Genomic DNA, 15,747 nt, shown 5'->3' on the forward strand with positions numbered 1-15,747 from the left:
CCAGCGTGAACTCGGGACAAGCGTCGGTGGGGTCCGCCGACGCACGCGGCGCGCCATCGAGAAGGCGCGCCGCGCGCAGGCGCTCATTCCGGCAGGGCGAACACTGTGAGCACGCCGCCGAGCGCCGTATAGTTCGACAGGCTACGATAATTGCCCACGGCGCCGAGACCGTCGCTGCTCTTCGTCAATCCCGCCGCGAGACCGATTCCCGCCCAGCCGCCGACGCCCGAAAGCACAGCGACATATTGCTTTCCGCCGACCTCATAGGTGATCACATTGCCGATGATGCCGGAAGGCGTCTTGCGCCGGAACAGCTCCTTGCCGGTCTTTGTGTCGACGGCCTTCAGATAGCCCTCGAGCGTGCCGTAGAAGGTCACGCCGCCATCCGTCGTGACCGCGCCCGACCAGACGGAGAATTGCTCCTTGTTCGCCCACACGATCTTGCCGGTCTTGGCGTCCCAGGCGATGAAATTGCCCGTATGCGTCTCACCCTTGTCGCGATCGGCGGGGAACATCTCGACGGTGGCGCCGACATAGGGCTGTCCGGCCGAATAGCTGACCCGGAACGGTTCGAAATCCATGCAGACGTGATTGGTCGGCACGAGGAAGAGGCCCGTATTCGGGTCGTAGCTCGCTGGCTGCTCGTCCTTGGAGCCGAGCGTCGTCGGACAGGCGCCGCGCGTCGTCTCGTCCTCGCCATGCGCCTCGGTCGAGAAGCGCTCGTCGAGGATCGGACGGCCATAGGTCTTCGACGTTTTGTCGAGATCGATCTTCGTGGCCCAATTGACGGCGGGATCGAATTTCGCGGCGACGAGCAATTCGCCACTGACGCGATCGAGCGTGTAGCCGAAGCCGTTGCGGTCGAAATGAACGGCCGTCTTGCGCTTTTTTCCGTCGATCTCTTGATCGACGAGCAGCAGCTCGTTGACCGCGTCATAATCCCATTGGTCGTGCGGCGTCGTCTGATAGACCCATCTTGCCTTGCCCGTGTCGAGATCACGCGCCCACAAAGTCATGGACCAGCGATTGTCGCCAGGGCGCTGAAGGGGATTCCATGTCGAGGGATTGCCGGAGCCGTAATAGACGAGATTGAGCTCTGGGTCGTAGCTGTACCAGCCCCATGTCGTGCCGCCGCCGAGCTTCCACTGATCGCCTTGCCAAGTGTTGATCCCGGAGTCCTTGCCCACCGGCTTGCCGAGATGCGTTGTCTTCTCGGGGTCGATCAACGTGTCGTCGTCCGGCCCGGTCGAATAGCCGCGCCACAATAGCGCGCCGGTCTTCACATCATAGGCGGAGATATGGCCGCGCACGCCATATTCGCCGCCGGCGTTGCCGACGAGCACCTTGTTCTTGAACACATGCGGCGCGGCCGTGGAGGTCTCGCCCTTCGACGGATCGCCGAATTTGACGGACCAGATCGGCTTGTCCTTGCCCTCGCCGGAAGACGCGCCCGTCGCTGCGTCGAGCGCGACGAGAGTCGTGTCGGCTTGGGCGAGGAAGATCTTGCCGTCGCCATAGGCGAGTCCACGATTGACCGTGTCGCAGCACATCACAGGAACGACGGAAGCATCCTGCTGTGGCGCGTATTTCCAGAGCACCTTGTGCTCTGGATCTCTCAAATCGAGCGCATAGACATTGTTGGGAAACGGCGTGTGCAGATACATCACGTCGGTGACATAGGCTGCTTTCGTCGTCTTGCCGTCTTTCTCGATGACGGCGGGAATCGTCACATCGTGAATGACCAGCGGAGCGCCCTCGTGTCCGCGCAAGACGCCGGTCGAGAATTGCCAGTCGACTGCGAGCTTATGCACATTCGCCGTGGTGATCTGCTTCAACGCCGAATGCCGAAGATTGGCGTAATCGCCTGTCGGCGACACCCATTGGCGCGCGTCCTTCTGCAGGTCGAGCAGCGTGTCCGCAAAGGCGCCGCTCGCCGCGAGCGCAAGCGCGCCGATCGAAATCGACAGTCGAAGTTTCCTCATCTGCATTTCATTTCCTCCGCAGCCGGCTATTTTCTCGTTTGCCCTTCATGCGCGGCGGACGGCGCCGAGCCCGGGAAGCCGTGCGCCATCCGCCGCGCGCTCATGCAGCGGTCGCATGCAACGCCGCTCGAAGATCGATATTCATCGAATGGGCGTGGCGCGCCAGATCACGAACAAGGGACGCGCTTCCGATTGTCGCAAATTTGCGACAGCTGCGGCTGTCGTCCGTCATCGAGCGGCGCTCGGCGCCCTATGCTCGGCGTGAAACGATTCCAAAATGACGAGAGTGGGCAAAAGTCGGGCGCTCGATGCAAATCCGCCGACGCCAGCGGAGCTGGCTTCACGCGTCGAACACGAGATCGAGATGCGCTTCGAACAAATCGCCGATGTCCAGAGGGTGGGCGCGATCGAGCAGACCATTGTGAATGATCGCGAACCAGATCGGCGCGATGAGCAGATGAGGATAGTCTTCGAGCTCGGGACGGCGCAGCTCTCCTCTGGCTCGCGCGGTCGCGGCCAAATCGCGGATCTGCTTCAAGAGCGGCTCGAACATCGCGCGGCGGTAGATCTCCGTCATCTCCGGAAAGCGCGCGCCTTCGACGAGCACGAGTCGCGCGATGGCGGCGCGACCATTGCGCTCGATCTCGCGTATCGACACGAGCATGGTGCGCCGTATGAATGTCGACACCGGCTCGTCGGGGCGGCGATTGGCGGGGTCGGCGTCGATCAACGCTCCTGCGATCTTCTCCCGCACCACCGCTTCGAACAGCGCCTCTTTGGCCGGAAAGTATCGATAGGACGTACCCTTGGCGACGCCCGCGCGTCTTGCGACGCCGTCCATCGTCGTGTCGGCGTAGCCATTCTCGAGAAACTCCCCGAGCGCGGCGTCGATGATGACGCGGCGCGTCTGCGCGGTCTTCTCCGGGCTCGGCCCTCTACCGGCCCGCCGCGGCTCCACGCTCTTCGTGGGCTTTGTCGGTCGCTTCGCCATTCTTCTCGTGTCTTTCCGCCGGATCATGGCTTGACATAAAATGACCAAGTGGTCATTTTTATCGAAACCCCGGCCAGACGCAAGCGCTTCGCTGCGGTCGCCGACGCTTCCGGAACCCCTTGATGACTTTTTTCGGCTCGAGCCATTGGCTGTTCTCGGTCAAGACATTCGTCGCCGCGATGTTGGCCCTCGCCGTCAGCTTCTGGCTCGATCTGCCGCGGCCCTATTGGGCGTTGGCGTCGGTCTATATCGCCTCGCAGCCGCTCGCCGGCGCGACGATGTCGAAGGCCGTCTATCGGGCCGCTGGCACATTGATCGGCGCGGCGGGCGCGGTTCTGATGGTTCCCAATCTGGTCGACGCCCCGCTCGTGCTGGCGCTCGCCATGTCGATCTGGTCGGGATTTTGCCTCTATCTCGCGCTGCTCGACCGCACGCCGCGCGGCTATGTTTTCATGCTCGCCGGCTATACAGCGGCGATCGTCGGATTTCCGGCCGTCGACGCGCCGTCGACGGTCTTCGATCTCGCTCTGTCGCGAACCGAAGAAATCCTCGTCGGCATCGCTTGCGCTTCGCTCGTGTCGAGCCTCGTCTTCCCGCGCTCCGTCGGCGCCGTCGTCGCCGAAAGGCTCGATATCTCGCTGCGGCATGGACGCGACGCCGCCAGCGACGCGCTCGATCCGCAAACGAGCGCGCCGAACGACGCGCATTGGTTACGCCTCGTGACCGATGTGGCGGAGATCGAGACGCTCGCCGCCCATCTCTCCTTCGATCCTGCGGTCGAACGCCGATCGCTCGACCGCATCCGTCGCATCACGCCACGCATGCTCATGCTGTTTCCCGTTCTGTCGGCGATCTCCGATCGCCTCGCCGCGCTCGCCGACCTCGGCGGCGCCTCGGAACGCGTTGGCGCGCTCGTCGAGCGCGCGCGCGCCGTGGTCGTCGGGGCCGAAGATTCGGAGAAGACGACTGCCGAGCTTCGGCGCGACCTCGAGTCGGCTGCCGCCGCGAGCGCGGACGCCGACTGGCGCGCGCTCATCGAGGCGAGCCTCTGCCAGCGTATCGGCGAGCTGCTCGATATTTTGTTCGACTGCGGCGAGCTGACGAAAGCCCTCGCCGACGGGTCGGTTCAGCCAGCGCCCTTGCGCCTCACGGTCGAATCGCGCGTGGCGCGCGTCCGCCATCTCGACCATGGCGCCGCCCTGCACGCGGCCTTCGCGCTCGGCTGCGCGATTTTCGCCTGCTGCCTATTCTGGATCGCCACGGCGTGGCCGGAGGGCTCGGTCGCAGCCATGATGGGAGCGATCGTCGGAAGCCTCTACGCATCTCAGGACGATCCCACTCCGTCGATCGCCGGCTTCGCCAAATGGACCATCGTCGCCACGACGATCGCCGGCGTCTACCTTTTTGTCATATTGCCGCGCATTCACAATTTCGAGACGCTGGCGCTGGCGCTCGCTCCCGTCTACCTCGCCTTCGGCTTGCTCATCGCCTCGCCGCAGACCTTTCGCATCGGCTTGCCGCTGGCCATCGTCACACCGACGGCCATGGCCGTGCAGGAGCTCTATTCCGCGGACGCCGAGAATTTCGTGAATACGAGTCTCGCAATGTCCGCCGGCATGGCGCTGACGGCGGTCACGACGGCCTTGATCCGCCGCGCCGGCGCGCAATGGCGTGCGCGCCGCTATGCGCGCGCCAACCGGGACGCGCTCGTTCAGGCGGCCGATCCGCGCGCGGGAAACGACGTGCGCCTCATGGGCTTGATGCTCGATCGTCTGTTTCTGCTCGCGCCCATCGCCCATGCGGTCGAAGGCAAACTGCCGGACGCGCTGCGCGATTTGAGAACCGGGCTGAATATTCTCGATGCGCGCCGATCGCGAAACACGCTGGTCGGCTCTCGCCGAAGACGGATCGACGCGTTGTTGAAGCATCTCACCCGCTCTTTCCAGATCGGTGCGCCGGCGCCGTCTCGGGCCGCTCTGCATGCGATCGACCGCGCGATGGCGACGGCGCGAAACGCCGGCGACGCGCGCCTGCTGCTCGCTCTCGTCGGCCTGCGGCGCTGTCTCTTCGCCGCAGAGCCCCCGCCCGACCAGTCCTTGTTGGAGGCGAAAGTCGCATGAATGCGGAAATCAGCATCTTCGGCGTGTTCGTATCGTCGCTGCTCGCCTTTGCGCTCGTCGCTTTCGTTCTGGAGGTCGCGATCGAGCGAGCGCTCGAAACCATCGGCTTCTACCGCTTCGTCTGGCACCCGGCATTGTTCAATTTCGCCATGTTCGTCTGTCTGCTCGGCGCTTGCGTTCTTCTCTTATCCCCGGAACGTCTGTGAAAACGAAGCTGCTCACCTTCCTTCGCATCGCGACGACATTAGCGCTCGCCCTGGCGGCGGCCTTCGTCGTCTGGCGCCTTTGGGAATATTACGAGGCGGAGCCCTGGACCAGGGACGGGCGCGTGCGCGCCGATGTCGTCGCCGTCGCCGCCGATGTGTCGGGGCTCGTCAGCGAGGTGCTCGTTCACGACGATCAATTCGTACGCAAGGGCGAGGCGCTGTTCCGCATCGATCGGGAGCGCTTCGTTCTCGCGCTGCGACAGGCCGAGGCGATTCTCGAGGGACGCGCCGCCGCGCTCGACGTCGCGACGAAGGATCTGGCGCGTTATCGCGCTCTCGAGGCGACGAAGACGATCGCGGTCTCCAAGCAGCAGCTCGACGCGGCGATATCCGCGCAGGCGCAGGCCCAAGCGGCGTTGCGGCAGGCGGCGGCCGACCGCGATGTCGCCAGATTGAACCTCGATCGATCGGAGGTGCGCGCTTCCGTCAGCGGGCCTTTGACGAATTTCGACCTGAGGCCCGGCGTCTATGTGACGGCGGGCAAGGGCGTCGCGGCGCTGATCGACGCGGAGAGCCTGTATGTCGACGGCTATTTCGAGGAGACGAAGCTGCCGATGATTCACGTCGGCGACCGCGCCGAGATTCATTTGATGGGCGAGACGAAGACGATCTTCGGACGCGTCGAAGGAATAGCGGGCGGCATAGAGGATCGCGAGCGCAGCGCCGGAACGACGATGCTGCCCAACGTCAATCCGACATTCAGCTGGGTGCGGCTCGCGCAGCGCATACCTGTCCGCATCGCGCTCGATCCGACGGCCGACGACGTGGCCATGATCGCCGGCCGCACGGCGACTGTCGTTATCGGCGCGAAGAAGCCATGACGCCGCCGCTCGACGACGACCACCCGTTGCGTTGAGCGGAACGCGCGCTCAGCGACTCGCGGAGGAAGCGTAGCCTCGCTCGACGGCCTTCAACGCCGCCTCGAATCTGTCGAGAATCGCGCCGATGTCGCTGTCGCTCACGATGAGTGGCGGCAGGAGGCGCACAACCGATGCGAAGCGGCCGCCGAGCTCGAGAATGAGGCCGCGACGCAGGCACTCGTGTTGGATTTTTCGCGCCGTCTCCGGAGCCGCCGGCCGCATCGCTCCATCCGGCGCGCGGTCGTCGACGATCTCCACGCCGACCATGAGGCCGCGTCCGCGAATGTCGGCGATGCAGGATGCGTCTTCGGCGATCGACGCCAGTCCGCGCCGAAGACGCGCGCCCATCGTCTCCGCATTGAGATCGAGCCTTTCGCGCATGATATGGCGGATCGTCGCGGCGCCCGATGCGAAGGCGAGCTGATTGCCGCGAAACGTCCCGGCATGCGCGCCGGCCTTCCATATATCCAGATCGCGATGATAGACGACGACCGATAGCGGAAGCCCGCCGCCGATCGCTTTCGACAGCACGAGCACATCCGGCGTCACGCCGGCATGCTCGCATGCATACATGCGCCCGGTGCGTCCGAGACCTGTTTGCACCTCGTCGAGAATGAGAGGAATGCCGCGGCGCTTGGTGATGTCGCGAATCTTGCGCAGCCAGTCGTCCGGCGCCGGATTTACGCCGCCCTCTCCTTGAACGACCTCGAGTATCATGCCGGCGGGCGGCAGCACGCCGCTGTTCGGATCCTCGAGGAGATTCTCGATATAGCGCGCGCCAATGTCCGAGCCGGCCTCCCCGCCGAGTCCGAAGGGACAGCGATAATCGGAAGGGTAGGGAAGAAATTGCACCTCGCCGCCGAGACCGCCGACGGCCCTTCGCGGAGTCGGCTCGCCGGTGACGCCGAGGGTCGCATGCGTCATTCCATGATAGGCGCCCTGGAACGATGCGACGCCGCGCCGCCCGGTCGCGGTCTTGACGAGCTTGAGAGCCGCCTCGACCGCATCCGCGCCGGAGGGGCCGCAAAATTGTATTTTGAAGTCTTCTGCGAATGTCGGCGGAAGACTGTCGAACAGCTCGCGGATGAACCGGTCCTTCAGCGGCGTCGGCAGATCGAGCGTCTGGAACGGCGCCTGCTCCGCCAAGGTCGCGCGGATGGATTCGACGACAACCGGATGATTGTGGCCCAGAGCCAAGGCGCCCGCTCCCGCGAGACAGTCGATGTATTCACGTCCTTCCGTGTCCTCCACGATGACGCCGCGCCCTGCTCTGAGGGCGATCGGCAGGCTTCGCGGATAGGTCCTCGCATTGGATTCGATATCGGCCTGGCGCGCGAGATAGCGATTGCCGAACGCGCTATAGAGCGGATATGCGGCATGGAGGTCCTCGGCGCCGGAACTCGGGAATTCGCCGTCCGAAGGGCGATCGACGAGCTGCACGCTCGCATTCGAAAATTCCGGGTCGGTCGGCGCGGTCGACGGCGCGCGGCTGCTCGCAAACGCATCTGACGATTTGGACATCGTGCACCCCATCGGCGCCCCCGCGACGACGGACCATTCCGTCGGCGTACGCATTCCTGCTGACAAAGACGTGCGAGGCCGGACGAAGGCGCCAAACAAATTTTCTGCGCGCGCGTCGCCCTGGGGGAGCGCCGACGATGAGCAGCCTGCGGTCGCTGCTCGGCGGCGAATGTCACGAAAATATTTGCGCAGTGGGTGCGGCGGCTATCGATGGGCGGGCGTCGACATCTGGCGGACTGTCAGAAAGTCACGCCCGCCGAACCCAGCGCAAAGACGCCGAAGCCGTCAGCCCCGCGGCTGCTTTTCCCGCCGCGGCTTCTGCTTATGCTTCGGCGGGGCGTCTCTGCGCGGCGGCTTGACGTGTCTCGGCTCGGAATAGCCGTCCAGACGATCCACGCGAATATTGTCGCCGCCCGGCCGGCGCATGTCGACGACGAATTGCGCCGCCGCCGGCTCGGCGATCTCGACCTGAGTCTCATGCTCGAAGATCTGGATCGCGCCAATGTCTTGCCGCGTGAGATTTCCCTTGCGACAGAGCATGGGCAGCAGCCATTTCGGATCGGCGTTCTTCGCTCGGCCGATGTCGAGACGAAACCAGACGGCGCCGCCGGGCAAGCGGGACGGACGCGGCTCTTTGGCCGGCTTTGCGCCCGCCGTCCGAGAGGGGCGGGGCTCTCGGGGCTCCCGAGACTCGCGAGGTTCCCGGCGCTCGGGCTCCTGCCCGGGGTCGACGACGGCTTCGATCGCGGGAAGCCGCGCCCGATAGAGGCGAACGAGCATCGCGCCGAGCTGCTCGGGCGATCGTTCCGCGAGAAGCAGCTTCGCGGCTTCGAAGTCCTCCTCATTCGGCGTCTCCAGCAGCAGCGGGTCGCTCATCATGCGCTTGCGATCGAGCTCGCTGATCTCCTCGGCGGAGGGCGGTCCGCTCCAAAATGCGTGAACGCCCGCGTCTCGCAGCAGCCGCTCGGCGCGCTGACGTCTCGCGGAGGGAATCAGCAGCGCGCTGACGCCCTTGCGCCCGGCGCGTCCGGTACGACCGCTGCGGTGCTGCAGCGCTTCCGCGTCATGCGGCAGATCGGCGTGAATGACGAGATCGAGATTGGGCAAGTCGATGCCGCGCGCCGCAACGTCGGTGGCGATGCAGACACGCGCCCGCCCGTCGCGAAGCGCCTGCATGGAGTGGTTGCGCTCGTGCTGGCCGAGCTCGCCCGACAGCAGCACGGCCGCAAAACCGCGTTCGAGCAAGATCGCATGCAGATGGCGAACAGACTCGCGCGTGTTGCAGAACACGATCGCCGTCGGCGCCTCGAAATAGCGCAAGAGATTGACGGTCGCGAGCTCCGTCTCCTTCGGCGCGACGCGAACCGCGCGATAGTCGATGTCGCCGTGACCGCGCTCCCCACGCGCCACGTCGATCCGCCGCGCGTCGCGCTGATAACGCTTGGCCAGAGCCGCAATGCCCTTCGGCATGGTGGCCGAGAAGAGCAGCGTGCGCCGATCTTGCGGCGTCGCCTCGAGAATGAACTCGAGATCCTCCCGAAAGCCCAAGTCGAGCATCTCGTCGGCTTCGTCGAGAATGACCGCGACGATGCGCGTCGTGTCCAGCCCGCCACGCTCTATGTGATCGCGCAAACGTCCGGGCGTTCCCACGACGATATGGGCGCCCTCCGTCAATTTGCGGCGCTCGAGGCGCGCGTCCATGCCGCCGACGCAAGAGACGATTCGCGCCGCGGCGTGCTCGTAGAGCCAGCCCAGCTCGCGCTCGACCTGCAAGGCGAGCTCGCGCGTCGGCGCGACGACGAGCGCGAGGGGCGCGTGCGGCTCCGGCAGGCGATCCGCCTCGCCGAGAATCGTCGAGGCGATGGCCAAGCCATAGGCGACCGTCTTTCCCGATCCGGTCTGAGCGGAAACGAGAATGTCTCCGTCTTGCGCTTCGGCGGACAGCACCGCCGCTTGAACCGGCGTGGGCGAATTGTAATTGCGCTCCGCCAAGGCTTTGGCGAGCGGGGCGCGGGCGTTCGGGAAGGTCACGGGTGAGCTTGCCTGGCGAGTGGGCGATGCAGAGAATGGGCGAGAGATACGCGCTCGAACGGGTCTCGTCGAGCCATCGGCTCGTTGGAAGGTCGGGGCCGCCGAAGCGAGCTTGGTCGGAACGATATTATTTGCTTCGCGCGCGTCCCGCTAGATGGCGCTTCCGATCGAACGGAGAATAGCGTTCTAACGGAGAATAGCGTTCTAGAGGAGGTCGTCGATCTCCTCGATCTTGTCGTCGTCGTCGATCGGCGGCGGGACGCTGTCGTCGGCTTCTGCGTCTTCGTCCACCTCTTCCTCGGTCTCTGTTTCCGCCTCGGCTTCCGTCTCCGTTTCAGACGATGAAATGGCGTCGCTCGGAGGCTGGTCGCCGATGCGCGCGTCGCCGGCCATGGAGCGATACGGAGCCCTCCGCGGAAGCGAGCGCGGCAACTCCACGACTTGGAATATCGCCGCGCATTTCGGACAGGTGATCGGCTCGCGATTGAGATCGAAAAACGCGGCTCCACAGCTCAGGCATCGGCGCTTCGCGCCAAGTTCGGCTTTCGCCACGGCCTTCTCCTCTTGGTCGAGAATTCGGGCTTCAGGCGACCTGCAGCTGGTCGGCCGAAGATTTGCCGCTGCGCTTGTCGATGACGGTCTCGTAGGAAATCTTCTGGCCTTCGGCGAGGCCGCGAAGCCCTGCGCGCTCCACCGCGCTGATGTGGACGAACACATCCGCGCTGCCGGAGTCCGGCTGGATGAAGCCGAAGCCCTTCTGCGAGTTGAACCACTTCACGATACCGGTTTGCATGCGTTTTCCTTCTCTCGCGCGAAGACTGGGCGGCCGCGGTCGCGCGGTCGCATGTAGATCGAAGCTCTGGGAGGAAAGTCGCACGCCGACGCGCCAAAAGGCGGGAAAGCTCGTTCGTTCGGCCGAAACTCGATTTAGGAGATATAGGGCGTCGGGACGAAAATGCAACAGAGCGGTTTCGCTGCGAGACTATGTTTGCGGGGCTCGCGTGCTGGCGTCGCCACAGGATGCGCCTCGCGCGCTTTATTTCGAGACGCGATTGCGCGCGAGCTCGGCCCCTGGGCCGGCCGCCTCGAGCTGCTGAGCCGCGTCCTGGTCCCTGTCAAACATCAGGGGGATGGGAATCAGGCGCTGAAAAAACAGTTGAACCTCGAGACACAGGCTGCTTACTGCGCCAAGATTCCACTTCCAATTCGCTATGCAATCTAAATGAATAGCGCATTGGATTCTCTCTTCGGACACGAATTCCGTCGATCGGAACGCGTCCGAGCAAACAAATGAGCCGTCCCGAATGACCGATCAGCCCTGTCCCTGCCGCGCCCAGGACGCCGAGCCGGCGTCTCTCTCCGCTTGCTGCGGTCCTCATGTCGAAGGGGCGACGCCCGCGCCGACCGCCGAGGCGCTGATGCGCTCGCGCTACACGGCCTATGTTCTCGGCCGCATCGATTATCTGGAGAATACTCTCGCGCCCGAGCGTCGGGCCAGCTTCCACCGCGCGGCGGCCACCGATTGGTCGAAAAAATCGCAATGGCTCGGCCTCGACATAGAAGCGACGGAGGCGGGCCAGCCCGGCGACGCCACCGGCCATGTGGAATTCACCGCACATTATATTTCGGAAGGCCTGCGTCTCACGCATCGTGAGAAATCCTTGTTTCACTTCGACGAATCCGATCAGCGCTGGTATTTTGTCGAGGGCGAGGGCCGCAAGAGCGCGCCGGTCGTCCGGCAGCCGAGGCCGGGACGCAATGACCCTTGTTCTTGCGGATCGGGCAAAAAATACAAAAAATGCTGCGGCGTGGCGGCCTGAGATAGCGCCGCGGCGGCTTGGCGTTCGCTCTCGGGGGAGCGCCGAACGCCGGCTCGGCCATGGCGACGCCGGATTGACCCTAGCGCCAGCGCTGTAGCAAAAGGCGTCGGCGCTCGCTCTTTCCTCAGTCGGCGCCAAAGGCCCGCATCGCATGATCGACCGGCGACGCCAGCTCAAACGCCTTCTCACGGCGCCGGCCGTCGTCGGCGGCGTCGGCGCGCTGATCTTCGCAGCCCTCTCGGCCACGGATCTCCACGGATTCGCGAGCGTGCTGCGCGAGCGCGCGATCGACGCGCTACAGCGGGTCGCCCCGCGCGAGACCGGGCGCGCCGGCGTGCTGGTCGTCGATATCGACTCGGCGACCGTCGCCCGCGCCGGCGGCTGGCCGCTTCCGCGCGACGACATGGCGCGGCTCGCGGCGCTCATTCTCGATGGGCGTCCCGCGGCGCTCGCTTTCGACATTTTCTTCGACAGATCCGATCGACATTCCCTGCGAGCTCATATCGAGGGCGTGTCCGATCCGAAATTGCGCGCCGAGCTCGCGCCGATTCTCGCGCAGGCGCCGGATCCAGATCACGAATTCGGCGAGACGCTCGAGCGCGGCCAGACGATTCTGGCTGCGCTGGCGGGCGGCGCCGCGCCGCCGGCCGCGTTCAATTTCGTGGAGGTCCAAGAGCCGTCCAGCCTGAAATATGCGCGTCCCATCTCCGGCGTAATCGCTCCACACGAGCCGCTCGCGGCCGAGGCTCTGGGTCTCGGCGTATCGTCGCTGTTCGGCGAGGAGGGCGGGGTGGTGCGCCGGGCGCCGCTGCTGTTCTCGGTCGGCGATCGGCTCGTTCCCGGCCTCGCGCTGGAGGCGACCCGCGTCGCCGAAAATGTCGCCATGCTCTCTGTCGAAGGCGGCCGGCTCGAGATCGGGGCGCGCCGCGCGCCTTTGGGCGAGGGCGGCGCGCTGCGCCTGCGCTGGTCCGATCCCGCCCATTGGGCGCAGCGCACGCTCTCTGCCGCCGACCTTCTCGAAGGGCGCGTCGCGCCCGAGCGGCTCGCGGGACAATTGGTCATTGTCGGCGCCAGCGCGCCGCAGGCGGGAGCGCTGCGCCCGACTCCGCTCGGCCCGCTGACCCCCAGCGTGCAGATCCACGCCGAAGCGGCGGAGCAGCTCCTCGCCGGAATAGCTCCGTTGCGCCCGAAGCACGCGGTCGCGATGGAAGTCGGCGCGGCCCTCGTCCTCGCCGCCGTCGCCGCCGCCGTCGCCGCGAGGGTCGGCCCCATGACGGCCTTCGCCCTGCAGTCGGCCCTGTCCGCGTTCTGGATCGCCGTCGCTGCGACGGCGCTGATCTTTCAGAATATCGTCCTCGATCCCGCCGGACCTCCGCTCATCGTCCTGCTCTCCGGCAATATAGCCGCGGCGGCGGCCTTCGCCCGCACGCGCCAGATGAAGGCGTTCATCTCGCGCAAATTCGAGCAATATCTGTCTGTCGATGTGGTGCGCGAGATCATCGCCCACCCCGAGCGTCTGCGGCGCAAGGGCGAGATGCGCGTCATCACGGCGCTTTTCACCGATATCGAAAATTTCACCCCCATGACGCGCCGCCTCGCGCCGCGCGACCTCATCGCCCTGCTCGACGTCTATCTCGGCGGCCTGGAGCGAATCGTCACCAATCACGGCGGCATGGTGGACGGCGTGACCGGCGACGCCATTCACGCCTTTTTCAACGTGCCGCTGGAGCGCGCCGATCACGTCGACGCCGCCATCGCCTGCGCCGCGGCGATCGTCGAATTTTCGGAAAGCTTCCGCAAAGAGCCGCTGGCGGCGCAGGCGGGCTTCGGACGCACGCGAGTCGGCGTCGAGACGGGGCCGGCGATCGTCGGCGATGTCGGCGGCGCGCGCCGCTTGAACTACACGGCCTATGGCGATGCGGTGATCGTCGCGGCCCGGCTGGAGCAGGCGAACAAGCAGTTCGATTCGCAAATCTGCATCGGACCGGGCGCGGCGGCTGCGGCGGCGCGGCGCGATTTGGCGCCGCTCGGCATGCTGCGGCTCAAAGGCCTGCCAGAGGACACGATGATCTTCACGCTCGCGGGCGAGTGACGCGCCGCGTCAGCGGACGGACTCCAGCGCCTCCTCGATGCGCTTTGCCCCCCATTTTGTCACCGGGCTCGGCTCCGAGGGCTCAGCGTCGAGCAGTCCGGGAAGGAAGACCACGCGAGGCGGCGGGAAATCGACGCCCTCTCCGGCCGTCAGCCGCACGGAACCCGACCGCGTGACGACGTCGACGGCGCCTTTCTGGACGAAAACGCCGAACACTCCCCGGCTGGGGCCGGCGAAAAACACCGTGCCGCGCGCCGACAAAAGCCCGTAAGGCGTCTCGAGGTCGAAGCTTTTTTCGGCCCCGCTGGCGCGGTCGATCAGAACGGCTCCCTCTTCCAGAGTGGTCCGGGCGGATAATTTCCCGACGAATTTGTCGACTTTCAGCACCGCATTGGCGCCGAGCCGCAGGCGCGTCGCCGCGCCGAGCTTGAGATCGAGCCGCGACGCATCGCCAGTGGTGGCGCGATCGTTCAGCAGGACCGCCGCGCCCGCCTCCGCCGGCGAACGCCCATCGGCTCGCTCCAGCGCGGCTTCCCCGCGCGCCGCGACCACAGAGCCGACCGGCTCCGCGCGTGCGAGCCCGAGGGAGCCGATCGTGGCGAGGGCCGCGGCGAGGATAGCAAAGTGACGGTTGGACATGACGCAGCTTCCTTTCGCCGCACTTTGGTGCGGCGACGCTGGCGGCGCAAGCCCATCGGAGACGGCGCTCTGGGGAAAGGCCATGGCGCTCGCGCGATGAGATCGCCAGCCCGAGACGCCGTCTTCTTCGTCGCTCGGTCCAATGGGGCTTGCGATAAGCATTTTGCGAAGCGAGAGAGAAGCGGCGGCAGTCGGGCGTTTGTATCGTAAAGCCGACTTTGTCCGGCGACGGGGCCTGTGGCTCTATCCTTGCTTGCGGAATTACGACTGGAACCGGGCGCGACGCCTCGAAAGCGCGCAGCCTCGCCCTCGAACAGCGGAACATGTCAGGCGCATCGTCAGATCCGGCCAATGAGCCCAATGACCAAATCGAGCCTGTCATCGGCAGTGACGGGCCTGCGGCGGCGACTCCGCTCGACTTTTCCGGCGCCTCGCCGGAGGATTTCGCTGGATCGGCGGAGCTATTGGATGAGGCTCTGGAGGCGGCCGCGCTCTCCGACGCGCTCTGCGCCCAAATCACTCCGCTTTCTTTTGGCGATCGCGTCTTCTTGTTTCAGTCCGAGGCGGAGGCTTGGCGCTACGCAGTCGAGATGATGCGGCGTCACCATCGGATTGTCGGCCGCCCAAAGCGACGCCGGCTCATCGTTTGCGTCGGAGCCTCGGACGGAGCGGCAGGCTCGCCCCCTGGCTTGGAAGCCGATGGCGATGTCGTGCTGCTCCAAACGGACGATCCGGGCGCATTGGCCACGGAAATCGACAATCGGACGGCTGGAATGCTGATCGCTCCGGTGAGGACGAAATCCGGTTTCGAAATCGTTCCGGGAGGGCAGCTCGCGCGATTGCGCGAGACCGCGGACGAATATGGACTCGTCCTCGCTTATGACGAAAGTTCTTGCGGCTTCGGGCGCTCGGGCATGCTGTGGGCGCATGAATGGACCGGCGTGACCCCGGACGTGATGGTCGCCCTCCATCGGCCGGCGAACGCCCCGCCGCTGGCGGCGCTGGTCGTCACCCAAAGATTGGCGCGCGGAGCGCCGGGCCACCCGCCTCTCGTCGATCGGTCGACGCTCATGAGCGGGCGCGCTTTTATGGATATGCTGGCGGCTCCCGGCTTTCTGGAACGCGTGCAAAATCGAGGCTGGCGTCTCGAAGACCGGCTCACGGAGCTGTTCTATAAGCGCCGCGGGGCGTTCACGGCGCTGAGCGGCATCGGCCTGTTGCAGGGACTTGCGTGTCCGGGGGGAGAGGCGGAGCCGATGCGCGCGATGCTGGCCGAACGCGGGCTCCTCACCCGCGCCATGGGATCGTTCCTCGGCCTATTTCCTCCGCTGACGGTCGAGGAAGGCGAAATCGACGCGGCGGTATCCATCATCGACGCGGTCTGCGCGCGGGAGACGCAATGAGAGCCGACGCGATCGCGCCGGC

13 protein-coding genes are annotated in these 15,747 nt (G+C 65.6%); 6 read left to right on the forward strand and 7 right to left on the reverse strand.

Features of this window, described 5'->3' with window-relative positions; translation table 11 throughout:
• Window positions 1–83: 83 nt before the first annotated feature.
• Complete coding sequence (locus A1351_RS03865; protein ID WP_064032289.1) at window positions 84–1,982, reverse strand: methanol/ethanol family PQQ-dependent dehydrogenase; 1,899 nt, start codon at window positions 1,980–1,982, stop codon at window positions 84–86.
• A 340-nt stretch (window positions 1,983–2,322) separates the two neighbouring features.
• Window positions 2,323–2,973, reverse strand: a complete 651-nt coding sequence (locus A1351_RS03870; RefSeq protein ID WP_245267467.1) for a TetR/AcrR family transcriptional regulator — start codon at window positions 2,971–2,973, stop codon at window positions 2,323–2,325.
• Between the two features lie 122 nt (window positions 2,974–3,095).
• Between A1351_RS03870 and A1351_RS03875 the strand changes: the two genes are divergently transcribed.
• The 3 genes from A1351_RS03875 to A1351_RS03885 are packed head-to-tail and all read left to right on the forward strand — an operon-like array spanning window position 3,096 to window position 6,180.
• On the forward strand, window positions 3,096–5,093 hold the full coding sequence (locus A1351_RS03875) for an FUSC family protein (RefSeq protein ID WP_064032274.1): 1,998 nt from the start codon (window positions 3,096–3,098) through the stop codon (window positions 5,091–5,093).
• Window positions 5,090–5,299 carry a DUF1656 domain-containing protein gene (locus A1351_RS03880; protein WP_064032275.1) on the forward strand — a complete coding sequence of 70 codons (210 nt, stop codon included), beginning with the start codon at window positions 5,090–5,092 and terminating at the stop codon, window positions 5,297–5,299. The genes A1351_RS03875 and A1351_RS03880 overlap by 4 nt, the downstream gene beginning before the upstream one ends.
• Complete coding sequence (locus A1351_RS03885) at window positions 5,296–6,180, forward strand: HlyD family secretion protein (protein ID WP_026598244.1); 885 nt, start codon at window positions 5,296–5,298, stop codon at window positions 6,178–6,180. The genes A1351_RS03880 and A1351_RS03885 overlap by 4 nt, the downstream gene beginning before the upstream one ends.
• Window positions 6,181–6,228: 48 nt before the next feature.
• Here A1351_RS03885 and A1351_RS03890 read toward each other — a convergent pair whose 3' ends face one another.
• The 4 genes from A1351_RS03890 to A1351_RS03905 all read right to left on the reverse strand — a co-directional run bounded on the left by A1351_RS03890 (window position 6,229) and on the right by A1351_RS03905 (window position 10,564).
• On the reverse strand, window positions 6,229–7,740 hold the full coding sequence (locus A1351_RS03890) for a diaminobutyrate--2-oxoglutarate transaminase (RefSeq protein ID WP_064032277.1): 1,512 nt from the start codon (window positions 7,738–7,740) through the stop codon (window positions 6,229–6,231).
• A gap of 285 nt (window positions 7,741–8,025) precedes the next feature.
• Entirely contained in the window at window positions 8,026–9,771 is a 1,746-nt protein-coding gene (locus A1351_RS03895; RefSeq protein WP_064032278.1) for a DEAD/DEAH box helicase, read from the reverse strand.
• A gap of 204 nt (window positions 9,772–9,975) precedes the next feature.
• Window positions 9,976–10,323, reverse strand: coding sequence for a TIGR02300 family protein (locus A1351_RS03900; protein WP_024881745.1), 348 nt, complete (start codon window positions 10,321–10,323; stop codon window positions 9,976–9,978).
• 31 nt (window positions 10,324–10,354) lie between these two features.
• On the reverse strand, window positions 10,355–10,564 hold the full coding sequence (locus tag A1351_RS03905) for a cold-shock protein (RefSeq protein ID WP_024881746.1): 210 nt from the start codon (window positions 10,562–10,564) through the stop codon (window positions 10,355–10,357).
• A gap of 511 nt (window positions 10,565–11,075) precedes the next feature.
• Between A1351_RS03905 and A1351_RS03915 the strand changes: the two genes are divergently transcribed.
• On the forward strand, window positions 11,076–11,591 hold the full coding sequence (locus A1351_RS03915) for a YchJ family protein (protein WP_064032280.1): 516 nt from the start codon (window positions 11,076–11,078) through the stop codon (window positions 11,589–11,591).
• A gap of 151 nt (window positions 11,592–11,742) precedes the next feature.
• Complete coding sequence (locus tag A1351_RS03920; RefSeq protein WP_064032282.1) at window positions 11,743–13,683, forward strand: CHASE2 domain-containing protein; 1,941 nt, start codon at window positions 11,743–11,745, stop codon at window positions 13,681–13,683.
• Between the two features lie 9 nt (window positions 13,684–13,692).
• Here A1351_RS03920 and A1351_RS03925 read toward each other — a convergent pair whose 3' ends face one another.
• Complete coding sequence (locus tag A1351_RS03925; RefSeq protein WP_024881750.1) at window positions 13,693–14,322, reverse strand: FecR domain-containing protein; 630 nt, start codon at window positions 14,320–14,322, stop codon at window positions 13,693–13,695.
• Window positions 14,323–14,645: 323 nt separating this feature from the next.
• Here A1351_RS03925 and A1351_RS03930 point away from each other — a divergent pair, with 323 nt between their 5' ends.
• Complete coding sequence (locus A1351_RS03930; protein WP_064032284.1) at window positions 14,646–15,725, forward strand: aminotransferase class III-fold pyridoxal phosphate-dependent enzyme; 1,080 nt, start codon at window positions 14,646–14,648, stop codon at window positions 15,723–15,725.
• Window positions 15,726–15,747 lie beyond the last annotated feature (22 nt).

The sequence above is a fragment of the Methylosinus sp. R-45379 genome (assembly GCF_001644125.1).
GTDB lineage: Bacteria > Pseudomonadota > Alphaproteobacteria > Rhizobiales > Beijerinckiaceae > Methylosinus.